This is a genomic window from Aurantimonas sp. HBX-1 (assembly GCF_021391535.1).
Classification (GTDB): domain Bacteria; phylum Pseudomonadota; class Alphaproteobacteria; order Rhizobiales; family Rhizobiaceae; genus Aurantimonas.
In genome coordinates this window covers 3439719-3463238 of the sequence record NZ_CP090066.1, presented here as the reverse complement: position 1 = coordinate 3463238, position 23520 = coordinate 3439719, and the positions used below count along the sequence as shown (strand labels likewise).

Below are 23520 nucleotides of genomic sequence, written 5' to 3'. Positions count from 1 at the left end.
GTTGAGCGACACCGCCGCGATCCCGTTCGAGACCGCCCTCGGCGCGCTGTTCGCCGCTCGCGGCGCGACGCGCGTCCGGGTGCCGATCATCCAGCCGGCCGAACCCTATCTCGACACCGCCGGCGAGGCGTTTCGCCGGCGCATCTTCATGACCCGCGGCGAGGCCGGCGAGAATCTCTGCCTGCGGCCGGACTTCACCGTGCCGGTCTGCCGCGACCATGTCGCCAAGGGCCAGCAGCTGCCGCGCCGCTATTGCTATCTCGGCCTGGTCTTCCGCCAGCGCACGGGCGGGCCGGCGGAGTTCTTCCAGGCCGGCATCGAGGATCTCGGCGAGGAGAACCGCGCCACCGCCGACGCGCGTGCGCTGGCCGACGCGCTGGCGGGCCTTTCCGCCTGCGGGCTCGAAGCGCCGGCGCTCGACATCGTGCTCGGCGACCAGGGCCTGTTCGAGGCCTTCCTGCGCGCGCTCGGCCTGCCGGAAGGCTGGCAGCGCCGGCTGATCCGCACCTTCGGCCATGACGACCAGCTGGAGGCGGCGCTGAAGGCGCTGTCGGACGGCGGCGCCGCGCGGCTCGAGAGCGTCGAGCCCGAGATGCTGGACCTTGCGCGGCAGCGGGAGGAGGGCGCCCTGACGCGGGCGATCCGCCGCCGCATGGACGAGGCCGGCCTGCCGCCGCATGCCGGCCGCTCCCCCGGCGAGATCGCCGCGCGGCTGATCGAGAAGGTCGCCGTCGCCGAGGCGCGTCTCAGCGACACCTCGCTGGCGCTGCTGCGCCGCTTCCTCGCGGTGGACTGCCCGCTGGCCGAGGCGGCCGACACGCTGCGGGCGCTGGCGGCGGAGGCCGGGCTCGATCTCGGCCGGGCGCTCACCGTCTTCGAGACGCGCAACCTGGCGCTGCTCGCCGCCGATGTCGACCTTGCCGCGGTTCACTACCGCGCCGCCTTCGGCCGCCCGATCGACTATTACACCGGCCTCGTCTTCGAGGTCCGGACGCATGGCTCCGACCAGCCGCTGGCCGGTGGCGGGCGCTACGACCGGATGATGACCATGCTCGGCGCCGCCGAACCGATCCCCGCCGTCGGCTTCTCGCTCTGGCTCGACCGGATCGGCGATGCGCTCACGGGGGATGCGCGATGAGCGTGACGCTGGCGATCCCGTCGAAGGGAAGGCTGAAGGAAAAGGCGCTGGCGGCGCTGGCGGGGGTCGGCGTGGACGTCGCGCCGGCGGCCGACGAGCGCAGCTACCGGACGGTCGTCACCGGTGCGCCCGGGCTCGACGTGCTGCTGCTCTCGGCCTCGGAGATCGCGCGGGAACTGCGCGACGGCGCGATCGATTTCGGCATCACCGGCGAGGACCTGATCCGCGAGACCATGGCCGAGCCGCAGGCGGCGGTGGAGATCGTCGCCCGGCTCGGCTTCGGCCAGGCCGACGTGGTGGTCGCCGTGCCCGATGCCTGGCTCGACGTCGAGACCATGGAGGATCTCGGCGACGTCGCGGGCTCCTGGCGCGCACGCCACGGCCGGCGGCTGCGGGTCGCGACGAAATACTGGCGGCTGACGCAGAGCTTCTTCACCCGCCTTCACGGCATCCAGAGCTATCGGATCGTCGAAAGCCTCGGCGCCACCGAGGGTGCGCCGGCCGCCGGCTCGGCGGACATCATCGTCGACATCACCACCACCGGCTCGACGCTCGCGGCCAACCACCTGCGGATCCTGTCGGACGGGCTGATCCTGCGGTCACAGGCGTGCCTCGTCCGCTCACTGGCGGGGCGCCGCGACCCCGAGGACGCGGCGCTGGCCGAGAATTTCGCGGCGCGGTTCCGCTGAGAGCGGGCACCGCGCCGGAATCGCCTCAGGCGTAGCGGCTTTCGCGCTTGGTCTTGTCGACAGCCATCGCCCCGGCGCCGGAGCCGGCGAGGACGAGGAAGCCGCCGGCAAGCGCGATGTTCTTGAGCAGCGCGGTCTGGTCGCCGAGATGGGCGAGGACGCCGGTCGCCAGACAGAACAGCGCCAGCGCGATGGCGACGACCCGGACCTGGTAGCCGGCGAGGATCGCGAGCCCGCCGAACAACTCGAACGCGCCGACGATGTAGGCCATGGCGAGCGGCGCCGGGAAGCCGAGGCTGGCGAGATAGCCCGAGAAGCCTTCGGCGCCGACCAGCTTGCCGAAGCCGCTGACGATGAAGATGACCGAGAGAAGAACCCGGCCGGCTAGGATGAGATGAGGGTTCATGCGAAGTCTCCGATTGCCCGAGGGGCAGAAGACCCCTTCGTTTCGACAAACGGCAAAATAAACGGTCTGCGGGCGAAATGCAGCCGGCGCGATAGCCGACGAATTGTCAACTGAAATCGATACAATCCGCCCGTCAGGGGTGACGGCCTTTCGCCGTCGCCCCCGACGATGGTGACCTGTCAGCCCGGCCGGATCATCGCCGCCGGGTCGACGATGCGGTCGTAGTCCTCGCCGGAGACGAGGCCCGAGGCGATCGCCTCTTCGCGCAGCGTCGTGCCGTTCTTGTGCGCCGTCTTGGCGATGTTGGCGGCGTTGTCGTAGCCGATGCTGGGAGCGAGCGCCGTCACCAGCATCAGCGACTGCTCCATCAGGCTCCTGATCCGCGGCTCGTTGGCCTCGATCCCGTCGATGCAGTGCTCGGCGAAGCTTTCCATGCCGTCGGCGAGCAGGCGGATCGAGGTCAGCACCGCCTTGGCGATCACCGGCTTGAAGACGTTGAGCTCGAAATGGCCCTGGGACGCGGCGACGGTCACCGTCGTCTCGTGGCCGAAGATCTGCGTCGCCACCATGGTCAGCGCTTCGGCCTGGGTCGGGTTGACCTTGCCCGGCATGATCGACGAGCCCGGCTCGTTGGCCGGCAGGTTGAGCTCGCCCAGGCCCGAGCGCGGGCCGGAGCCGAGGAAGCGGATGTCGTTGGCGATCTTCATCAGGTCGGCGGCCAGCGTGTTCAGCGCGCCGTGGAAGAATGCCAGCGCCCCGTGCGAGGCCAGCGCCTCGAACTTGTTCTCCGCGGTGCGGAAGGGCTCGCCGGTCAGCCGGGCGATCTCCGCGGCGACCGCGACGTCGAAGCCCTCAGGCGCATTCAGCCCGGTGCCGACGGCGGTGCCGCCCTGGGCGAGCGCATAGACGCCGTCCAGCGCGTCGGCGATCCGCTTCTTCGACAGCTGCAGCGCCGCCGCGTAGCCGGAGAATTCCTGGCCGAGCGTCACCGGCGTCGCGTCCTGCGTATGGGTGCGGCCGATCTTGATGATGTGGTCGTATTCGTTCGCCTTGGCATCCAGCGAGCGATGCAGCCGGTCGAGCGCCGGCAGCAGCAGCCGGCGGGTCTCCATCACGGTGGCGACATGCATGGCGGTCGGGAACACGTCGTTCGACGACTGGCTCATGTTGACGTGGTCGTTCGGGTGGATCGGCTGCTTGGAGCCCATCGTCCCGCCGAGCATCTCGATCGCCCGGTTCGAGATCACCTCGTTGACGTTCATGTTGGTCTGGGTGCCCGAGCCGGTCTGCCAGACCACCAGCGGGAAGTGGTCGTCGAGCTTTCCGGCGATGATCTCGTCCGCAGCGCTCTCGATGGCGTCGGCGACCGCGCCGTCGAGCCGGCCCATCGAGGTGTTGACCCGGGCCGCGGCCTTCTTGACCAGCGCCAGCGCGACGATCAGCGGCATCGGCTGGCGGTCGCCGCCGATCTTGAAATTGTTGCGCGACCGCTCGGTCTGAGCGCCCCAGTAGCGATCCGCGGCGACGTCGATGGCGCCGATGGAATCAGTCTCGCGCCGTGTCTGGCTCATGCCACCCCTCCAAAGCTGTTGCGGCCGCGGCGTGGCGGCCAGCCGGGGGATACCTATGCCGCTTCGCAGCAAATCGGAACCCCTGCGTAGGGCGAACGGCACGGGATAACCGGAGACTCGCGTAGCGGCGCATCCGAGGCAGGCGCGGCATCACGAGCCGCCGCCGGCGGCGACTCGTTCAGCGCAAGGACGTCAGCTGGCCGGGCAGTGGGCGCCGGTGGCGGCCCACGCCTCGTAGAGCGCGCCGAACTGTTCCTGCGTGCCCGGCACCTTCTCGCGGCCGGCGCCCGGCTCCCAGCCCCAGCCGACCAGGTCGTCGGCGGCCATGTGCTCGACCAGCTCAGCGAGGGTCTTGCCGCCATTGCGGTCGACATCCTTGATCTGCTCGCAGATCTCGCCGAGCGAGCGCCCCTCCCAGGCCATCTCGATCGGGGCGAGGTGCCAGTTCGGGTTGCCGGGGATCGACTTGATCCCTTCCGCCTGCGCGACGACCTTGGCGTTCTCCGGCCCATGGCAGGTGTTGCACTGCATGCCGATGGCGCCGAAATTCGCCTCGCCGCGTTCGACCGGCGGCTGGTGCTGGCGCATCTCCATGCCCTGCAGCGGGCTGTTGCCGGCGGGGTGGCAGTTCACGCAGCGCGGATGCAGGAGCACCTTGCCGGTCTCCTCGAAGATCGCCACCGACCGTGCCGCCTCGTCGGCGATGTTGTCGAAATCGGAGACCGGCCGCAACGACGGCGCGTCGGCGGGCTGTGCCGCCACCGCCGGCGTCGAGGGCTCCGGCGCGTCCGGAGCGCGCTCCTGCGCAAAGGCCGTCCCCGCCGACAGGCCGAACGCGAGCGCGATGCCGGTCAGCCGACCGGCAAGAAAGAACTGTGACGTCACGTGACTGGTCCTGTTGTTCACGACGTGAGGCTGCCGACGATCGGCAGGCGGCGTACCGGCTGACCGGTCAGGCGACGCCAGGCATTGGCGACGGCAGGGCCGATCGGCGGAACACCGGGCTCGCCCACCCCGGTCGGCGGCTCGGTGGACTCGATGATCGCCACCTCGACCTCCGGCATCTCTTGGATCCGCAGCGAGCGGTAGTCGTGGAAGTTCGACTGCATGATCTTGCCGCCCTCGCCGAGGCTGATCTGGTCGAACAGCACGGCGCCGAGCCCGTAGCCGATGCCGCCTTCCATCTGCGCCCGGATGACGTTGGGATTGACCGCGATGCCGCAATCCACCGCGCACCAGACCTTGTGGACCCGCGGCCCGCCATCGGCGCCGATCGACACTTCGGCGATCTCGGCGACATAGGTGTTGAAGCTCTTGTGGACGGCGACGCCGCGCTGGCGCCCGTCCGGAACCGGGGAGCCCCAGTCGGCGAGTTCTGCGACCCGCTTCAGCACGCCGGTGTGGCGCGGCTGCTCCGACAAGAGCGCCAGCCGGCCCTCGACCGCATCCTTGCCGCCACGCTCGAGCAGTTCGTCGATGAACGTCTCGACCGCGAAGCCGGTGTGGGTGTGGCCCACCGAGCGCCACCACAGGGCGGGCACCTGCAGTTCGGTCTGGTTCGCGCGGACCCTGAGATTGGGGATGGTGTAGGGAAGGTCGGACGCGCCCTCGACGGTGGTGTCGTCGAGTTCGGTCTTCTTCATGATCGACTGGCCGGCGATCACCTGGTCCCAGGCGACGATGTTGCCTTCCCTGTCGATCGCGCCCTTCAGCGAATGGACATAGATCGGCCGGTAGAAGCCGCCGCGAATGTCGTCCTCGCGCGTCCACATGTGCTTGACCGGGCGGTTCATGCCGGAGGCGGCGAACACCGCCGCGGCTTCCCGCATGTAGGGCGAGCCGAACTGGGCGCGGCGACCGAAGCTGCCGCCCGCGAGCTGCGTATGGATGCGCACCATGGCGGCATCGACCCCACAGGTCTCGGCGATCGCCGCCTTGTCCTGGCCGGGAAACTGCGAGCCGGTGTAGCAGTCGATCGAGCCGTCGTCGGCACGGATCAGCACGGCGTCGAGCGGCTCCATCGGGGCGTGCGCGAGGAACGGAAACACCAGCTCCGATTCCAGCCGGGTGATGCCGTCGCCGGACAGCGCCGTCTCGACGTCGCCGTTGTCGGTCGCGCCGAGCAGTTCGCCGCCGATCAGCCGGCGGTAGTCGTCGTAGATTTCCTCGCTCGAGCGCGATTCCGCCGCGGCGAGGTCCCACTCGATGGTCAGCGCCGCGCGGCCCTTCAGCGCCGCGAAGGTGTTCTCGGCATAGATGGCGATGCCCTGCGGCACCCGCTTGACGTCGACGACGCCCGGAACCTGACGCGCGGCGCTATCGTCGAAGCTCTTCACCGTCGCTCCGAAATGCTCCGGATGCGCGACCATGGCGATCAGCATGTCGTCGGCAAGGACGTCCAGCGTGAACACTGCGGTGCCGTCGGTCTTGGCCGGGGTGTCGAGCTTCGGCCGGTCGGTGCCGATCAGGACGAAGTCCTTCGGGTCCTTCAGCGGCGGATTGGCGGGCGGCTCCATCGTTGCCGCCTTGTCGGCAAGCTCGCCGAAGCCGGTTTCCCGGCCGCTGGCGGCATGGCTGACGCGGCCCTTCGAGACGGTGATCTCGCTGGCGGGCACGCCCCACATCTCGGCCGCGGCGAGGACCAGCATGGCCCGCGCCGTCGCGCCGGCGACGCGCATCTGCTCCCAGGAATTGGCGATGGCGGTCGAGCCGCCGGTGCCCTGCAGGCCGAAGGCGAGGTTCTTGTAGATCTCGTCGTCGGCCGGCGCCGCGGCGGCCCGCATCTGGCTCCAGTCGGCGTCGAGTTCTTCGGCGACGATCGTGGCAAGGCCGGTATAGGGGCCCTGGCCGAACTCGATATGCTTGGACAGGATGGTGACGGTGCCGTCCGTCGCGACGCGCACGAAGGCGTTGAGGTTCTGCACGGGACCCGCCGCACCGGCAGGCGTTCCCCGCAGCAGCGCGCTGGCCGCGATCGACCGCGACGCCAGCGTCACGCCGATGACGAGGCCGGTGCCGGCGAGGAAGCTCCGGCGCGATACCCTGATGTTCTGAATGCCCATGGCTCAGCCCTCCAGCGTGTCGGCGGCGTCGTGGATCGCCTGGCGGATACGGACATAGGTGGCGCAGCGGCAGATGTTGCCGGTCATCGCGCCGTCGATGTCCTCGTCGCTCGGCTTCGGATTGAACTGCAGCAGCGACACCGCGGACATGATCTGGCCGGACTGGCAGTAGCCGCATTGCGGCACGTCGATCGCCGTCCAGGCCGCCTGCACGGCCTCGGCTTCCGGACCCTCGAGACCCTCGATCGTGGTGACGCTCGACCCCTCGACGGTCGAGATCGGGGTGACGCAGGAACGCCGCGTCATGCCGTCGAGATGGACGGTGCAGGCGCCGCACTGGGCGATGCCGCAGCCATACTTGGTGCCGGTCAGGCGCTCGGCGTCGCGGATGACCCACAGCAGTGGCGTATCGGGATCGCCGTCGAACGTCTTTTCCTGGCCGTTGAGCGTGAATGTGACCACGAGAGCCCCCTTTCGGTCGGCTGCAGGGAATGCCGCCTCGGGGGCGCTTCCGCTGTTATTGGATTCGTTCCAGTCTAGCCGAAGCCGGGGAAACAGCAATGGCTTCAAGGGGCGGGGCAGCAATGCGTAAGCAAGGCTTGCTTTCGGCTCCGCGGCGCTTCGCGTGGGTTGTGGTCCGTTGCCAGCCACAAAAAAAGCCGCCCCCGAGGGGGCGGCTCGATGCAATCCGTTGGGTTCGAAATCAGCTGAGCTGGTCTTTGACCGCGTCCTTGACCTTACCGTAGTTCTTCTGGGTCTTGCCCTCGACCTGATCGACTTCGCCTTCGGCCTCGAGCCGCTCGTTGCCGACGGCACGTCCGGCCGCTTCCTTGATCTTGCCGCCGATTTCCTTGGCGCCGCCCTTGATCTGGTTCTCGTCGACCATGGGACCACTCCTTGTTCGCACGCCGGCGGGGATGCCGGCTTCTGCCGATAAACGGCCGATTCAGCTTATGGTTCCGGCTACTTAAGTCGGGCTCAGCGCAGCAGGCCGACCACCTGGGCGATCGCCAGGCCGCAGACCAGGAGGCCGACGGCCCGGAGCAGGATCGTCTCGGAGACATGGCGGACGATGTAGCCCGCGAACGGGGCCGCGATCACGCCGCCGACGATCAGGCCGAGCACCGCGAGGCCGTGGACCCACAGGTCGCCGGCCTCCTCCCAGTGACCCGTGACCAGGGCGAAGACGAAGGTCAGCGACACCGACAGGGTCACCAGGAACTCGGCGGCGTTGACGCTGCCGATCACGTAGCGCGGCTGGCCGCCGGCACCGAGCAGGCCGGACGTGACGATCGGGCCCCAGCCGCCGCCGCCGATGGCGTCGAGAAATCCGCCGCAGGCCGCGAGCGGCGCCACCGTCCGCCGGGACACCGGCCGGCTGGGGATCTTCCGGATCGAACGGGACAGGAGATAAAGCCCGATCACCGCCAGATAGGCCGCGACATACGGGCGCACCGCATCGCCCGACAGCCCGGTCAGCACGTAGGTGCCCGTGACCCCGCCCAGAATGCCCAGCGGCACCAGCCGCCAGAAGAGCGTCCAGTCGATATTGCGGTGGACGAGATGGGCCGTGCCGGACGCGGCCGTGGTGAACAGTTCGGCGGCGTGAACGGACGCCGAGGCGGCGGCGGGCGCGACGCCGAAGGAAAGCAGCACGGTCGAGGAAACCACGCCGTAGGCCATGCCGAGGGCGCCGTCGACGAGCTGGGCGAGGGCGCCGACGGCAAGAAAGAGAAGGAAGTCGCTCATGTGGCGAAGGTCCGGCAGTTGATGACCGCATCAGGGTAGGTCGTTCCGCCGCGCAGGACAGGAAGGAACATCCTGCGAAGGCGCCATGAGCGACACGCCGTGTGCGTTCTCAGCGACGGACGGAGCCGGGCATTTCTGCAACGCGAAATCGGCGCCCTTGCAGTCGTCAAACGAAAAAGGGCCCGGCGAATTGCCGAGCCCTCGATAGTCCGGATGGATCCGGTCGGTCGGACTTTAGAAGTCCATGCCGCCCATGCCGCCCATGCCGCCGCCCATGCCGCCCGGCATGCCGCCGCCGGCCGACTCCTTCTTCGGAGCCTCGGAGATCATGGCTTCGGTGGTGACCAGCAGGCCTGCGACCGAAGCCGCGTCCTCGAGCGCCGAACGCACGACCTTGACCGGATCGACGATGCCCATCTGGATCATGTCGCCGTACTCGCCGGTCGCGGCGTTGTAGCCGAAGGTGACTGAGTCGTTGTCGAGGATCTTGCCGACGATGATCGAGCCCTCGGCACCGGCGTTGGTGACGATCTGGCGCAGCGGAGCCTGGAGCGCGCGGCGCACGATGGTGATGCCGGCTTCCTGGTCCTGGTTGTTGCCCTTGATCGTCAGCGCGTTGGAGGCGCGCAGCAGCGCCACGCCGCCGCCGGCCACGATGCCCTCTTCGACGGCCGCACGGGTCGCGTTCAGGGCGTCGTCGACGCGGTCCTTCTTTTCCTTGACCTCGACTTCCGTCGCGCCGCCGACGCGGATGACCGCGACGCCGCCGGCGAGCTTGGCCAGGCGCTCCTGGAGCTTCTCGCGGTCGTAGTCCGAGGTGGTCTCCTCGATCTGCGCCTTGATCTGGCCGACACGGGCCTTGATCTGCTCGGACTCACCGGCGCCGTCGACGACGGTGGTGTTTTCCTTGGTGATCGAGACCTTCTTGGCGCGGCCGAGCATGTCGAGGGTGACGTTCTCGAGCTTGATGCCGAGATCCTCGGAGATGACCTGGCCGCCGGTGAGGACGGCGATGTCCTCTAGCATGGCCTTGCGGCGATCGCCGAAGCCCGGTGCCTTGACGGCAGCGATCTTCAGGCCGCCGCGCAGCTTGTTGACGACGAGCGTGGCCAGGGCCTCGCCTTCGACGTCCTCGGCGATGATGATCAGCGGCTTGCCCGACTGGACGACCTGCTCGAGCACCGGCAGCAGCGCCTGCAGGTTCGACAGCTTCTTCTCGTGCAGGAGGATGTAGGCGTCCTCGAGCTCGGCGACCATCTTCTCGGCGTTGGTCACGAAGTACGGAGACAGGTAGCCGCGGTCGAACTGCATGCCTTCGACGACTTCAAGCTCGGTCTCGGCGGTCTTGGCTTCCTCGACGGTGATGACACCCTCGTTGCCGACCTTCTGCATCGCCGAAGCGATCATCTCGCCGATTTCGCGCTCGCCATTGGCAGAGATCGTGCCGACCTGCGCGACTTCGTCGGAGGTCTCGATCTTGCGGGCTGCGGCGGCCAGCGCCTCGACGACCTTCAGGACGGCCATGTCGATGCCGCGCTTGACGTCCATCGGGTTCATGCCCGCTGCGACGGCCTTGCCGCCTTCGCGAACGATCGCCTGGGCCAGAACCGTGGCGGTCGTGGTGCCGTCGCCGGCCTTGTCGTTGGTCTTCGAGGCCACTTCGCGCACCATCTGGGCGCCCATGTTCTCGAACTTGTCCTCGAGCTCGATCTCCTTGGCGACGGTGACGCCGTCCTTGGTGATGCGCGGCGCGCCGAACGACTTATCGATGACGACGTTGCGGCCCTTCGGGCCGAGGGTCACCTTCACCGCGTCGGCGAGGATGTCGACGCCGCGCAGCATGCGTTCGCGGGCGTCACGGCCGAATTTTACTTCTTTAGCTGCCATGGTCTTGATTCTCCCGGGCGCGCCATCGAAGGCCGCGCCGTTGTGAATTTCGTGAAGGAAAGGATCCGGGGTGTCGCTGGCTTAGCCGACGACGCCCATGATGTCGGACTCTTTCATGATCAGGAGGTCTTCGCCGTTGAGCTTGACCTCGGTGCCGGACCACTTGCCGAAGAGGACGCGGTCGCCTGCCTTGACGTCGAGCGGCACAACCTTGCCGGCTTCGTCACGGGCGCCGGAGCCGACGGCGACGATCTCGCCTTCCTGCGGCTTCTCCTTGGCGGTGTCCGGAATGATGATGCCACCGGCGGTCTTGGCTTCGGACTCCACCCGGCGAACCACAACGCGGTCGTGCAGGGGACGGAAGTTCACAGCTGCCATGTTCGTTTGAACCCTTCTTGGACGATACGGCCGGACCCCTGAGGCATCCGGCTCGAAGCATTTGGCACTCCCCGAGGGAGAGTGCTAACAACCCGGAGATAGGTCGAGGGACCCCTTCGTGTCAAGACAATCCCGCTCGTCGCGCGGCCGATCGCCCGCCCGAACGCCGGGCCGCCGGCCCGGGGTACGCCCCGGCTTGACCATCCGCCGCCCCGTCTCTATCGCCACGCCAACCCCCACGAGAGCCGGACCGCCATGGACATGACGAACAAACGCCCGGCCCGCCGGATCGAGTCGCTCGCGGCGGTCTCCGACGGCTATGACGCGATCTTCTGCGACGTGTGGGGCGTCGTGCACGACGGCCTGACCAAGAAGCGCCCGGCCGAGGCGGCCCTCGCCGCGGCGCGGGAGGCGGGCCTCAAGGTAGTGCTGCTGACCAACGCGCCGCGGCCTGCCGCCGCCGTGGCGGCGCAGCTCGACACGTTCGGCTTCTCGCGCGCCGCCTATGACGGCATCGTCACCTCGGGCGACGCCACGGCGGCCCTCATCGGGGAACTCGACGGGCCGGTCTTCCACATCGGCCCGGCGCGGGACTTCGACCTGTTCGAAGGCGTGTCGGTCGAGCGCGTCGCCGAGGCCGACGCCGAGGCGGTGGTGGCCACCGGCCTGTTCGACGACGAGGCCGAGTCCCCCGCGGACTATGCCGAGATGCTGGCCCGACTCGCCGCCCGCGGCCTGCCGATGGTCTGCGCCAATCCCGACATCGTGGTGCACCGGGGCGACCGGCTGATCTTCTGCGCCGGTGCGCTCGCCCGGGACTACGAAGCGCTGGGCGGCACGGTCCGGCTCGCCGGCAAGCCGCATCGGCCGATCTACGACGTCGCGTCTCGACTGGTCGGCGCCGTCGACCGCTCGCGCATCCTCGCCATCGGTGACGGGCTGATGACCGACATTGCCGGGGCCAACCGCTTCGGCATCGACGTGCTGCTCATCACCGAGGGAATCCACGGCGCCGAGCTCGGCGGGCCCGACGCCGCGTCCGAGGCGATCGCGGCGATGCTGGCGGAAAAGGGACTGGCGGCGAACTATCTGATGGCGGATCTGCAATGAGCCAGGGCGCGCTGGCGCGGCTCTTCTCGCTGCATGACCTGCCGTCCCGCCTCGCGGGCGGCGTCGTGGCCGTCGGCAATTTCGACGGCGTGCATCGCGGCCATCAGGCGGTGTTCGTTGCGGCCCGGCAGATCGCCGAGGCCGAGCGGCTGCCGCTGGTCTGCCTGACCTTCGAGCCGCATCCGCGCACCGTCTTCAATCCCGAGCGGCCGGTCGCCCGGCTGACGCCGGCGCCGATGAAGGCGCGCCTCATCGAGGCGCTCGGCTTTGACGCCGTGGTCGAGCAGCCCTTCGACCGCGCCTTCGCGTCGCTCGACCCGGACCACTTCGTCCAGTCCGTGCTGGTCGAGAGCCTCAAGGCGCGCCACGTCGTCGCCGGCTTCGACTTTCACTACGGCGCCCGGCGCCGCGGCACGCCGGAGACGCTGGCGGCCGCCGGGCAAGACAGCGGCTTCGGCACCACCCTGGTGCCGGCACTGGCCGATGCCGGCGGCGAGACCGTCTCGTCGAGCCGCATCCGCCGGCTGCTCGCGCGCGGCGAGGCCGGCGCCGCCGCCTCGCTGTTCGGCTACCGCTGGACGATCCGCGGCACCGTCGGCAAGGGCGCGCAGATCGGCCGCACGCTGGGCTACCCGACCGCGAACATGACCCTCGAGCCGGAGACGCTGCTGGCGCACGGCATCTACGCGGTGCGCCTGCGCCGCGCCGACGGCAGCCTGCATGACGGCGTCGCGAGCTTCGGCCGCCGCCCCACCTTCGACGACGGCGCGGCGCTGTTCGAGACCTTCCTGTTCGACTTTTCGGACGACCTCTACGGCGAGACGGTGGACGTCTCTGTCTTCGATTTCCTGCGCGGCGAGGAGCGCTTCGACAGCGCCGCGGCGCTGGTGGAGCAGATGGACCGGGACGCCGTCGCGGCGAAGGCGCTGCTGGCGTCGGCGAGCCCGCTCAGCGATCTCGACCAGGCGATCGCCTTCTGAGCCGACCGTGCCGCTTGTCCTCGTCGGGGGTCGCAAGCCCCAGCATGAGGGCGAAGCCGACCTGCACGCCGGCAAACGTCAGGCCGAGGAAATAGACCAGCAGCGCGAAGGCGGGCAGTCCGACATCCGACTCCCGCAGCACCGTGCCGAACCGGCCGATGTCGGCGAGCGCCAGCGCGGCGACGAGGCCGGCGGCCGCGGCAAAGCCGATCGCGGCATTGCGCAGCAGGAAGCGCAGCAGTTCCGGCATGGCGGCCACCGTTGGGGCGCGGAGCGACTCGGGCCCGTCTGGAGATCATAGGTTTTGCGGGCCCCGCGGCAATCGCTGCCGGTCCCCGTTTCCCGCCTCGCGACCGGCCATTCTTTCCTTCGTCTCGCGGAGTTGCTAAAGCCAGCCCATGTTGGGTCCGCGCCTGTCGCCTGTCGCAAGACGAATTAGCCGCCCGGCCTTCTGATCGGCTCCCGCGAGCCGGCGAAGGACCGGGACGCCTGTCTTCGCCCGACACTCCATTTTCGCGCCGCCTCTTCCTGCGCGGCGAACGCCACGGTTGACCGCATCATGTCCGACACCGACACCCAGTCCGGCGCCCAGCCTGCCCAGGCGACCGCCATCGACTATTCCACGACGCTGTTCCTGCCCGAGACGGAATTCCCGATGCGGGCCGGTCTGCCGCAGGCCGAGCCCGCCTGGATCGCCCGCTGGGACGCGATGGACCTCTACGGCACGCTGCGGCAGGCCTCCGCCGGGCGGCCGAAATACGTGCTGCATGACGGCCCGCCTTACGCCAACGGCAACCTCCATATCGGCCACGCGCTCAACAAGATCCTCAAGGACGTCATCACCCGCTCCTTCCAGATGCGCGGCTACGATGCCAACTACGTCCCCGGCTGGGACTGCCACGGCCTGCCGATCGAGTGGAAGATCGAGGAAGCCTACCGCGCCAAGGGCAAGAACAAGGATGAGGTGCCGGTCAACGAGTTCCGCCAGGAATGCCGCGAGTTCGCCGCGCACTGGGTCGGCGTGCAGTCGGCCGAGTTCCGCCGCCTCGGCGTCGAGGGCGACTTCAAGAACCCGTACCTCACCATGGCCTTCGGGGCGGAGTCGGTGATCGCCGGCGAACTGCTGAAATTCGCGATGTCCGGCCAACTCTATCGCGGCTCCAAGCCGGTGATGTGGTCGGTCGTCGAGAAGACCGCGCTGGCCGAGGCCGAGGTCGAATACGCCGACCACGAGAGCGACACGATCTGGGCGAAGTTTCCGATCCGGGAAGTTCCAACTGCCGTTAAAGCGCAGTGGCTTTCCGATACCGGCGGAAAAGTGCCGTCGGTGACCGACTCTAACTTGCTACAGACGGCCTCGGTCGTCATCTGGACGACGACGCCCTGGACGATCCCCGGCAACCGCGCGGTCGCATTCTCGCCGCGCGTTGCCTACGGGCTCTACGAGGTGACGGCACCGGACGATGACGAGAACCCGCGCTGGGCGGCTTTCGGCGAGAGGCTCGTGCTCGCCGACGCCCTGGCGGCGGACGTCTTCGCCAAGGCCCGCGTCCCCGAAGGCGGCTACCGCCGGGTTGCCGACGTCTCGGCCACGGATCTCTCCGGCATGGTCGTCGACCACCCGCTCAACGGTCTCGGCTACGACTTTGCCGTGCCGCTGCTCGAGGGCGATCACGTCACCGAGGAGGCCGGCACCGGCTTCGTCCACACCGCCCCCGGCCATGGCCGGGAGGATTTCGACGCATGGATGGCGGCGCGCCGCGACCTGGAAGCGCGCGGCATCGACACGGCGATCCCGTTCACCGTCGACGACGACGGCTTCTACACCAAGGATGCGCCGGGCTTCGGCCCCGACGCGCCGGAAGGTCCGGCCCGCGTCATCGACGACAAGGGCAAGAAGGGCGACGCCAACAACCGGGTCATCGCCGCGCTGATCGCCTCCGGCAACCTGCTCGCCCGCGGCCGGTTGAAGCATTCCTACCCGCACAGCTGGCGCTCCAAGAAGCCGGTGATCTTCCGCAACACGCCGCAATGGTTCGTCCACATGGACAAGGACCTCGGCGGCTTCGGGATCAACGCGGGCGTGACGGCCCCCGCCGACGACACGCTGCGCGGCCGCGCGCTCGCGGCCATCGAGGAGACCCGCTTCGTGCCGGCCTCCGGCCAGAACCGGCTGCGCGGCATGATCGCCGACCGGCCGGACTGGGTGCTGTCGCGCCAGCGGGCCTGGGGCGTGCCGATCTGCGTCTTCGCCAATGCCGACGGCGAGATCCTCAAGGACGACGCGGTCAATGCCCGCATCCTCGAGGCGTTCGACGCCGAGGGTGCCGACGCCTGGTTCGCCGAAGGCGCCAAGGAGCGCTTCCTCGGCAACGAGCACGACGGCACGAAGTGGACGATGGTCCGCGACATTCTCGACGTCTGGTTCGACTCGGGCTCGACCCACGCCTTCTGCCTGGAGAAGCGCTTGGACCTGAAATGGCCCGCCGACCTCTATCTCGAAGGCTCCGACCAGCATCGCGGCTGGTTCCACTCGTCGCTGCTGGAAAGCTGCGGCACCCGCGGCCGGGCGCCCTACGACGCGGTCCTCACCCATGGCTTCGTCATGGACGAGGAGGGGCGCAAGATGTCGAAGTCGCTCGGCAACGTCGTCACGCCCCAGGACGTCATCAAGCAGTCCGGCGCCGACATCCTGCGGCTCTGGGTCGTGTCGTCGGACTATTCGGAGGATCTGCGCCTCGGCAAGGCGATCCTGCAGACCAACATCGACTCCTACCGCAAGCTGCGGAACACCCTGCGCTGGATGCTCGGCACGCTCGCCCATGACCGCGGCGACGACGTCGCGCTGGCCGACATGCCGGAGCTCGATCGGCTGATGCTGCACCGGCTGTCCGAACTCGACGAGATCGTGCGCAAGGGCTACGATTCCTTCGACTTCAAGCGGATCAGCCGGACGCTGCTCGACTTCATCGTGGTCGAGCTCTCGGCGTTCTATTTCGACGTCCGCAAGGACTCGCTCTACTGCGACCCGCCGTCGGCGACGCGCCGCAAGGCGTCGCTGCAGGTGGTGCGGATCATCTTCGACCGGCTCGTCACCTGGCTCGCGCCGATGCTGCCCTTCACCATGGAGGAGGCCTGGCTGTCGCGTTACCCTGAGGCGCAGTCGGTGCATCTGGAGCAGTTCCGCCCCGCCGATCCCGCCTGGCGCGACGATGCGCTGGCGGCGCGCTGGCAGAAGATCCGCCGGGTGCGGCGGGTGGTCATGGGGGCGCTGGAGGAGAAGCGGCGCGACAAGGTCATCGGCTCCTCGCTCGAGGCGGCACCGGTGGTCCATGTCGCCGACGCCGAATTGCGGACGCTGGCTTCGTCGGTGGATTTCGCCGAGATCGCCATCACCAGCGGCCTGACCATCTCGGCCGAGCCCGCGCCGGCGGATGCCTTCACGCTCGCCGACACGCCGGGCGTCGCGGTGGTCTTCCACAAGGCGGAAGGGCGCAAATGCGCCCGGTCGTGGAAGATCAGCGACGATGTCGGTTCCGACCCGGAATATCCGGACGTCACCGCCCGCGACGCCGCGGCGCTGCGCGAACTCAAGGCGCTGGGCCTCCTGTCGGCGGCCTGAGCCTCGGCAGGACGGCTGGGCCTGGCGCGGCGGACTTGCTTGCCAAGGCCGGGCGCGCGTCCTAAGACACGGCTCGGAATTTCGCCAGATTTGCCTGTCATGGGCGGGTTTCGATCGTCCGGGTCGAGGGGAATGGGCCCGAGCGAACACTGACCGGCTTAGGGGGCCGCAAGCGATGATTTCAGCCACGAAGCGCAGGGCATTCTATGCCGCGACGCTGCTTGCGACCGCCCCGGCGCTGACCGGTTGCCTCGGCCCCACCTACGGGACCGGCAAGTCGCAGGGCGAGACGCTGTTCGACGACCTCAACAATGTCGTGTCGCTGGGCAGCAGCAACACCTCCGAGATCGCCTACAGCCCGCGCCCGGAACTGGTGCGTCCGGAGAGCACGTCGGTGCTCCCGGCGCCGCAGCCGACGCGCAACACGACCAGCGACCCGAACTGGCCGGAATCACCCGAGCAGCGCGCCGCGCGCCGCCAGGCGGCCGCCTATCAGGGCGACGGCCCGGTGCCGGCCGACGTCGCCTCGGCCCGCAAGGAAGGCGTGACCCAGGCCTATCTCGATCGCACCAAGGGCAGCGGCTACGAGTTCACCAACGACGACGATCCGCAGATCCTCTCGCCGGACGAGCTGAGGGGGCGCGGCGAACTGATGCGCGAGCGGCTGAAGGCCTCGCAGCAGGGCAGCCCGACGCAGCGCCGCTATCTCAGCGAGCCGCCGCTCGACTACCGCAAGCCCGCCGCCACCGCGCCGGTCGGCGAGCCGGGGGTCGACGAGAGCGTCAAGGAACGCCGCATCCGCGGTGCCAGCAACGACGGCCTCGGCTCGAAGATCCGCAACCTGCTGCCGTTCTAAGCCGCCCGACAGGACGGCCGCGGCCGGTCAGCGCCGCCCGCGGAAGAATTCCCTGAGCAGCTTCGCGCTTTCCGTCTCGGCGATGCCGGAATAGACGTCCGGCGCATGGTGGCAGGTCGGCAGGCCGAAGAAGCGCGGCCCGGACTCCACCGCGCCACCCTTCGGATCGGCGGCGCCGAAATACAGCCGTCGGATCCGGGCGAAGGAGATCGCCGCGGCGCACATCGCGCAGGGCTCCAGCGTGACATAGAGGTCGCAGCCGCTCAGGCGTTCCGAGCCGAGCGCGGCGCAGGCGGCGCGGATCGCCAGCATCTCGGCATGAGCGGTCGGATCGTTGCGCGCGCGGGTCTCGTTGCCGGCCTCCGCGAGGATGACGCCGTCCCGGACGATGATTGCGCCGACGGGGGTTTCGTCCCGTTCGGCGGCCAGGCGCGCCGCCGCCACGGCCCTGTCCATGAAATTCGCGCCTGCCACGCTGCGGTTCCTCTCGCTCGTTTGCCGGCGACCTGTTAGAGCACCAGCCAAACGCTGGATCGGCGCGTCTGTCGTCGATGGTCCGGACAGCTTCGGCTGTCGCCGTGATTCTCACTGGAGCGGCCAGCCGATCCGATACAACTTTGACCCCGCAGGGATCTGCCGGCCGTGAGGCCGCCAGCAAGGGCGAATACCATGAGCGATACGACGAACGGCGACGACAGGAAAGGCCGCGGCGCCGGCAAGGGCGGTCGCGGCGGCAAGCCCGGCGACGGTCCGCGGCGGCCATCCGCCGGCAGGCCGGCCGGCGGCAAGGGCGGCGACCGCGGCGAGCGGCCGAAGCGCGCCGCCTCCGGCGACGGCCCGGCCCGGCCGCCTCGCGACGGCGACCGGCCGCGCGGCGGCGAGCGGCCCCGGCGCGCCGAGGGCGAGCGGCCGAAAAGCTTCCGTCCGCGTCCCGATGGCGACGCGCCAGCCCGGGGCCGCGGCGATGGCGAGGCGGGCGGCAAGCCGCCCTTCAAGCCGCGCAGCCGCGGCATGCTCTCGCATGGCGGCAGCGCCGGCGAGGGCCGCCCGGAGCGGCCGCGCAGCTACGGCCGCCTGCAGCACGACGGCGCCAAGGACGAGCGCAAGCCGCGCCCCGTCAGCGACGACCGCAAGTCGCGCGCGTCGAGCAGCGATGCCCGCGACGCGGGGCCGAAGCGGCCGCCGCGTGCGGCGCCGGCGGTCGACGCAACCGGAACGATGCGGATCGCCCGCCGTCTCGCCCGCGCCGGCATCGCCTCGCGCCGCGACGCCGAGGGCATGATCGCCGACGGCCGCGTCCGGGTGAACGGCAAGGTGCTCGACACGCCGGCCCTCGACGTCAGCGGCAGCGACGTCATCGAGGTCGACGGCACGCGGCTACCGGCGATCGAGCGCACCCGTCTCTGGCTGTTCCACAAGCCCGCCGGCACGGTCACCACCAACCGCGATCCGGAGGGCCGCCCGACGGTATTCGACCGGCTGCCCAGCGACATGCCGCGGGTGCTGTCGATCGGCCGGCTCGACATCAGCACCGAGGGTCTCCTGCTGCTGACCAACGACGGCGGCCTCGCCCGGGTGCTGGAGCTGCCCTCGACCGGCTGGCTGCGGCGCTACCGGGTGCGGGCGCACGGCACCATCTCGCAGGCCAAGCTCGACGAGCTGCGCCAGGGCATCGCCATCGACGGGGTGTTCTACGGTGCCATCGAGGCGACGCTGGACCGCGAACAGGGCGCCAATGTCTGGCTGACACTGGGGCTTCGCGAGGGCAAGAACCGCGAGGTCAAGCGCGTGCTCGGCCATCTCGGCCTCGACGTGAACCGCCTGATCCGCCTGTCCTTCGGTCCGTTCCAGCTGGGCGACCTGAAGGAGGGCGCGGTCCAGGAGATCAAGGGAAAGATGCTGCGCGAGCAGCTCGGCGATCGGCTGATCGAGGATGCCGGCGCCGACTTCGAGGCGCCGGTGACCAACGTGTTCTCCAACAAGCCGGTGCAGGCCGAGGAGCCGGGCCCGGACCTGCGGCCGAAGCGCCGCGGCGACTGGGTGTCGGCGAGCGAGACGGCGCCGAACAAGAAGAAGGTCCGCGAGGCCAAGCGCGACGATGCGCTCGGCCGGCTCGACACGCGCTCGCCACGCGGCGAGCGCGACGACCGGTCCGCCCGCAAGCCGGCCGGCGGCCGGCCGGAGCGCTCCGAGCGGCCCGGTCGTCCCGAGCGGGGCGGGCGGGACGACGGCGACCGGCGGACCGGCGGCCGCTTCGACGGACCGAAGAAATCCTTCGGCGACCGCGGAGCCGGCGACGGCGACCGCTCGCCCGCCCAGAAGCCGTTCGGCGAACCGAAACGCTCGGCCAATGTCTGGATCGCACCGGGCGCCAAGCCACTGGGTGCCCGCAACGCGCAGGCGGCGCAGAACCGTGCCGCCGGCGAGCGGCCGGGCAGCGACCGGCCGCGGGGCGAGCGCCCGTCGCGCGGCCGCCCGTCGCCGACCGATCCGAGCAAGCGCGCCGGCAAGCCCGGCGGCCGGCCGAAGCCGGGTGGCGCGACGCCGCCGCGGCGTCCCCGCAAGGACTGACGCCGCATGCGCATCGTCGGCGGTGAGTTTCGCGGCCGCCGCCTGGCGACCCCGGCCGGTGACGCGATCCGGCCGACCAGCGACCGGCATCGCGAGACGCTGTTCAACATTCTGGGCCACCGCCCGGGGTTGCTGCTCGACGGCGCGCGGGTGCTGGACCTGTTTTCCGGCACCGGGGCGCTCGGGCTGGAGGCGCTGTCGCGCGGCGCCCGCTTCTGCCTGTTCGTGGAGGAGGGCGTCGAGGGCCGCGGCCTGATCCGCCAGAATGTCGAGGCGTTCGGCCTGCAGGGCCGCTCGCGGCTGTTTCGACGCGACGCGACGCGGCTCGGCCCCTCCGGCGCCGTCGAGCCCTTCGACCTGCTCCTCGCCGATCCGCCCTACGGCAAGCGCCTCGGCGAAGCGGCACTCGCATCGGCACTGGCCGGTGGCTGGCTGAAACCGGGCGCCGTCGTGGTGCTCGAGGAGGCGGCAGCCGCGCCGTTCGAGGTGCCGGCCGGGCTTCGCCTCGAGGAGACGCGCACCATGGGCGAGACGGTGCTGCGGTTCCTGGTGGCGGAGGCAACGCCGTCGCCGGCGGCGACCTAACTAAACCGTAATTGGCCTCGACTCCTGCAATCCGCCAATATCCGGCTCCCGACCGGGCGCCTGCGCCCGGCCCATCCGGACGTGACGCAACAGCGAGGCACTCCCTGACGATGATCTACCCTTCGCGAAACTTCGGCCTGTCGGCGAGCGTGCTGGCCCTGGGGCTGGCCCTGTCGTTGCCGCCCGTTGCCTGGGCCGAGACCGTAGCGGCGCCGGCCGGCGAGACTGCCGCGCCCGCGCCTGCCGCAGCGACGACGCCGGATGACACCGCCGAGAAGCAGGACGCCGCCGAGGTTTCGTCCTTCACCCTCGACAATGGCCTGCAGGTCGTGGTGCTGCCCGACCACCGCGCCCCGGTCGTCACCCAGATGGTCTATTACCGTGTCGGCGCCGCCGACGAGGCGCCGGGCGAAAGCGGCATTGCCCACTACCTCGAGCATCTGATGTTCAAGGGCACCACGGCGCACCCGGAGGGCGAGTTCTCCGGCGCTGTCGCCGATCTTGGCGGCCAGGAGAACGCCTTCACCACGTCGGACTACACCGGCTACTACCAGCAGGTGCCGGCCGAAGCGCTGGAAACGGTGATGAAGTTCGAGGCAGACCGGATGGCCAATCTGGTCCTGTCGGAAGAAGCCGTGCTGCCCGAGCGCGACGTGATCCTGGAAGAGCGGCGGATGCGCGTCGACAACGATCCGGGCTCGCAGCTGCAGGAGATCGTCCAGGCGACGATGTTCCTGAACAGCCCCTACGGCACGCCGGTGATCGGCTGGCGCTCGGAGATCGAGCAGCTCACCCGCGACGACGCCATCGCCTTCTACGACAAGTATTACACGCCCAACAACGCCATCCTGCTCGTTGCCGGCGACGTCACCGAGGCACAGGTGCGCCGGCTTGCGGAGGAGACCTACGGCAAGGTCGAGCGTCGTGCCGAGCCCGGCGAGCGCAAGCGTGCCGCCGAGCCCGAGCCGCTCGCGGCCCGTGCGGTGACGCTGAGCGACCCGCGCGTCACCCAGCCCTCGGTCCAGACCCTCTATCTCGTCCCGTCCGAGACCACCGCCGAAGGCAGCGAGGCCGAGGCGCTCGATCTCCTCTCCGACATTCTCGGCGGCGGCACCACCAGCCGGCTCTACCGCTCGCTGGTCGTCGAGAAGGGCATCGCGGCCGAGACCGGCGCCTATTACGGCGGCACGGCTCTCAAGGAGGGCCAGTTCGCGGTCTACGGCACGCCACGGGGCGACGCCAGCATCGACGCGGTCGAGGCCGCGATCGAGGCCGAGATCGCCGACATCGTCGAGAACGGCGTCAACGAGGACGAGCTCGAGCGGGCGAAGAACCGGGTGCGCAAGAACATGATCTATCTGCGCGACAGCCAGACCGCGATGGCGCGTCGCTACGCGGCGGCCCTCTCCACCGGCCGGACGATCGAGGATGTCGAGGCCTGGCCGGAGCGCGTCGAGGCGGTGACCGTCGAAGAGGTCAATGCCGTGGCCCGAAAGTACCTGCAGGAGCGGCGTTCGGTGACCGGCCATCTGCTGCCGGAAGCCGCCGACGACAAGCGCTCCTGATGTTCAGCATCGCCCGAAGGGACAGACCGTTGAAGCCATTTGCCAACACCCTCGCCGTGCTCGGCCTGACGCTGACCACCGCCTTCATGGCCGCATCGCCGGCCGCCGCCGTCGATATCGTGGAAGTCACCAGCCCGGGCGGGATCAAGGCGCTGCTGGTCGAGGACTACACCAACCCGCTGATCGCCATGAAGTTTGCCTTCAAGGGCGCCGGTTCGACACAGGACGCCGAGGGCAAGGAAGGCACCGCGAACCTGATGTCGGGGCTGCTCGACGAGGGCGCCGGCGACATCGAAAGCCAGGCCTTCCAGGCACGGCTCGACGATCTCGGCGTCTCGCTCAGCTATGACGCCAGCCTCGACGATTTCACCGGCAATTTCCGCACCATCACCGAGTTCGGCGACGAGGCCTTCGACCTCCTGCGCCTGTCGGTGAACCAGCCGCGCTTCGACGAGGAGCCGGTGGCCCGGATCCGCGGCCAGATCGCCGCGGGCATCGTCGCCGACCGCAACAACCCGGAAAAGCTGGCCGGCGAGGCTTTCCGCAACACCGTCTTCGCCGGGCATCCCTACTCGCGGCCCACCGAGGGAACCGTCGAGACCCTGGCGACCGTGACGGCGGCCGACCTGAAGGATTTCCGCGACCGGACCTTCGCGCGCGACAATCTCTATGTCGGCGTGGTCGGCGCGATCAGTCCGGAGGAGCTCGGCGCCAAGCTCGACGAGGTGTTCGGCGGCCTGCCGGCGACGGCCGATCTGAAGGACGTGCCGCAGACCGACCCGGTGATCGGCAAGACCGTCGCCGTCGACCTCGCGGTGCCCCAGACGACCATCCAGCTGGCGCTTCCCGGGGTGATGCGGGACGACAAGGATTTCTTCGCGGCCTATCTGATGAACCACGTGCTCGGCGGCGGCAGCTTCACTTCCCGCCTCTACCGCGAGATCCGCGAGAAGCGAGGCCTCGCCTACGGCGCGGGATCCTGGCTGGCGAGCTACGACCATGCGGCGCTGCTCGGCATCAGCACCGCCACCCGGGCCGATGCCGCCGAGGAGAGCGTGCGGATCATCCGCGAGGAGGTGAAGCGCATGGCGGAGGAAGGCCCGACCGAGGAGGAACTCGCCAAGGCCAAGACCTACGTCAAGGGCTCCTACGCGATCCAGAACCTCGATTCCTCGCTGGCGATCGCCTCCACGCTGGTCGGCATCCAGCTCGATGATCTCGGCATCGACTATATCGATCGCCGCAAGGAACTCATCGATGCGGTGACCATGGACGAGGTGAAGGCGATGGCCCAGCGGCTCCTGTCCGCCGAGCCGACGGTCATCACGGTCGGCCCCGCCGGAGCCTGACA

The 23520-nt window shown here is 69.6% G+C and carries 21 protein-coding genes; 10 read left to right on the top strand and 11 right to left on the bottom strand.

From position 1 onward, the window contains the following. Nucleotide 1: 1 nt before the first annotated feature. Nucleotides 2–1138 (top strand): ATP phosphoribosyltransferase regulatory subunit, encoded by a 1137-nt coding sequence (locus LXB15_RS16395; protein WP_233949459.1) that lies wholly within the window; start codon nt 2–4, stop codon nt 1136–1138. Continuing rightward, on the top strand, nt 1135–1827 hold the full coding sequence (gene hisG, locus LXB15_RS16390) for an ATP phosphoribosyltransferase (RefSeq protein WP_233949458.1): 693 nt from the start codon (nt 1135–1137) through the stop codon (nt 1825–1827). The genes LXB15_RS16395 and hisG overlap by 4 nt, the downstream gene beginning before the upstream one ends. Before the next feature lie 25 nt (nt 1828–1852). Here hisG and LXB15_RS16385 read toward each other — a convergent pair whose 3' ends face one another. The 9 genes from LXB15_RS16385 to groES all read right to left on the bottom strand — a co-directional run bounded on the left by LXB15_RS16385 (nt 1853) and on the right by groES (nt 10880). Continuing rightward, nucleotides 1853–2233 (bottom strand): DoxX family protein, encoded by a 381-nt coding sequence (locus LXB15_RS16385; protein WP_233949457.1) that lies wholly within the window; start codon nt 2231–2233, stop codon nt 1853–1855. 179 nt (nt 2234–2412) lie between these two features. Then, the gene (gene fumC, locus LXB15_RS16380; protein WP_233949456.1) at nt 2413–3804 is read right to left on the bottom strand and encodes a class II fumarate hydratase; all 1392 of its coding nucleotides are present in this window, start codon (nt 3802–3804) and stop codon (nt 2413–2415) included. A gap of 192 nt (nt 3805–3996) precedes the next feature. Then, on the bottom strand, nt 3997–4689 hold the full coding sequence (locus LXB15_RS16375) for an Isoquinoline 1-oxidoreductase subunit (RefSeq protein WP_233949455.1): 693 nt from the start codon (nt 4687–4689) through the stop codon (nt 3997–3999). Between the two features lie 17 nt (nt 4690–4706). Continuing rightward, on the bottom strand, nt 4707–6866 hold the full coding sequence (locus tag LXB15_RS16370) for a xanthine dehydrogenase family protein molybdopterin-binding subunit (protein ID WP_233949454.1): 2160 nt from the start codon (nt 6864–6866) through the stop codon (nt 4707–4709). A 3-nt stretch (nt 6867–6869) separates the two neighbouring features. Beyond that, nucleotides 6870–7328, bottom strand: coding sequence for a (2Fe-2S)-binding protein (locus LXB15_RS16365; protein ID WP_233949453.1), 459 nt, complete (start codon nt 7326–7328; stop codon nt 6870–6872). 241 nt (nt 7329–7569) lie between these two features. Next, nucleotides 7570–7752, bottom strand: coding sequence for a CsbD family protein (locus LXB15_RS16360; protein WP_233949452.1), 183 nt, complete (start codon nt 7750–7752; stop codon nt 7570–7572). A 92-nt stretch (nt 7753–7844) separates the two neighbouring features. Beyond that, entirely contained in the window at nt 7845–8615 is a 771-nt protein-coding gene (locus tag LXB15_RS16355) for a sulfite exporter TauE/SafE family protein (protein WP_233949451.1), read from the bottom strand. Nucleotides 8616–8849: 234 nt separating this feature from the next. Beyond that, the gene (groL, locus tag LXB15_RS16350) at nt 8850–10502 is read right to left on the bottom strand and encodes a chaperonin GroEL (protein WP_233949450.1); all 1653 of its coding nucleotides are present in this window, start codon (nt 10500–10502) and stop codon (nt 8850–8852) included. An 81-nt stretch (nt 10503–10583) separates the two neighbouring features. Beyond that, nucleotides 10584–10880, bottom strand: coding sequence for a co-chaperone GroES (groES, locus tag LXB15_RS16345; protein ID WP_163042826.1), 297 nt, complete (start codon nt 10878–10880; stop codon nt 10584–10586). A gap of 261 nt (nt 10881–11141) precedes the next feature. Between groES and LXB15_RS16340 the strand changes: the two genes are divergently transcribed. Beyond that, nucleotides 11142–11990, top strand: a complete 849-nt coding sequence (locus LXB15_RS16340; protein ID WP_233949449.1) for a TIGR01459 family HAD-type hydrolase — start codon at nt 11142–11144, stop codon at nt 11988–11990. Next, nucleotides 11987–12970 (top strand): bifunctional riboflavin kinase/FAD synthetase, encoded by a 984-nt coding sequence (locus LXB15_RS16335; RefSeq protein ID WP_233949448.1) that lies wholly within the window; start codon nt 11987–11989, stop codon nt 12968–12970. Before LXB15_RS16340 ends, LXB15_RS16335 begins: the two co-directional genes overlap by 4 nt. On the opposite strand, the gene LXB15_RS16330 is transcribed toward LXB15_RS16335, so the two are convergent. Beyond that, nucleotides 12939–13220 carry a hypothetical protein gene (locus LXB15_RS16330; protein ID WP_233949447.1) on the bottom strand — a complete coding sequence of 94 codons (282 nt, stop codon included), beginning with the start codon at nt 13218–13220 and terminating at the stop codon, nt 12939–12941. The genes LXB15_RS16335 and LXB15_RS16330 overlap by 32 nt on opposite strands. A 309-nt stretch (nt 13221–13529) precedes the next feature. On the opposite strand from LXB15_RS16330, the gene ileS reads away from it, so the two are divergent. Together ileS and LXB15_RS16320 are read left to right on the top strand one after the other, a co-directional pair. Further along, on the top strand, nt 13530–16592 hold the full coding sequence (ileS, locus tag LXB15_RS16325; protein ID WP_233949446.1) for an isoleucine--tRNA ligase: 3063 nt from the start codon (nt 13530–13532) through the stop codon (nt 16590–16592). 175 nt (nt 16593–16767) lie between these two features. Further along, entirely contained in the window at nt 16768–17448 is a 681-nt protein-coding gene (locus LXB15_RS16320) for a hypothetical protein (protein ID WP_233949445.1), read from the top strand. A gap of 27 nt (nt 17449–17475) precedes the next feature. Here the strand turns inward: LXB15_RS16320 and LXB15_RS16315 are convergent, their stop codons facing one another. Beyond that, on the bottom strand, nt 17476–17904 hold the full coding sequence (locus LXB15_RS16315) for a nucleoside deaminase (protein ID WP_233953213.1): 429 nt from the start codon (nt 17902–17904) through the stop codon (nt 17476–17478). A gap of 213 nt (nt 17905–18117) precedes the next feature. On the opposite strand from LXB15_RS16315, the gene LXB15_RS16310 reads away from it, so the two are divergent. From LXB15_RS16310 to LXB15_RS16295, 4 genes are all read left to right on the top strand, one after another. Continuing rightward, entirely contained in the window at nt 18118–20019 is a 1902-nt protein-coding gene (locus LXB15_RS16310) for a pseudouridine synthase (protein ID WP_233949444.1), read from the top strand. A 6-nt stretch (nt 20020–20025) separates the two neighbouring features. Further along, a complete protein-coding gene (rsmD, locus tag LXB15_RS16305; RefSeq protein ID WP_233949443.1) occupies nt 20026–20604 on the top strand; it encodes a 16S rRNA (guanine(966)-N(2))-methyltransferase RsmD in 579 nt (192 codons plus the stop codon). A 110-nt stretch (nt 20605–20714) separates the two neighbouring features. Then, on the top strand, nt 20715–22169 hold the full coding sequence (locus tag LXB15_RS16300) for a pitrilysin family protein (RefSeq protein WP_233949442.1): 1455 nt from the start codon (nt 20715–20717) through the stop codon (nt 22167–22169). Nucleotides 22170–22198: 29 nt separating this feature from the next. Further along, nucleotides 22199–23518 carry a M16 family metallopeptidase gene (locus LXB15_RS16295; protein WP_370640122.1) on the top strand — a complete coding sequence of 440 codons (1320 nt, stop codon included), beginning with the start codon at nt 22199–22201 and terminating at the stop codon, nt 23516–23518. The last annotated feature ends 2 nt before the right edge of the window (nt 23519–23520 follow it).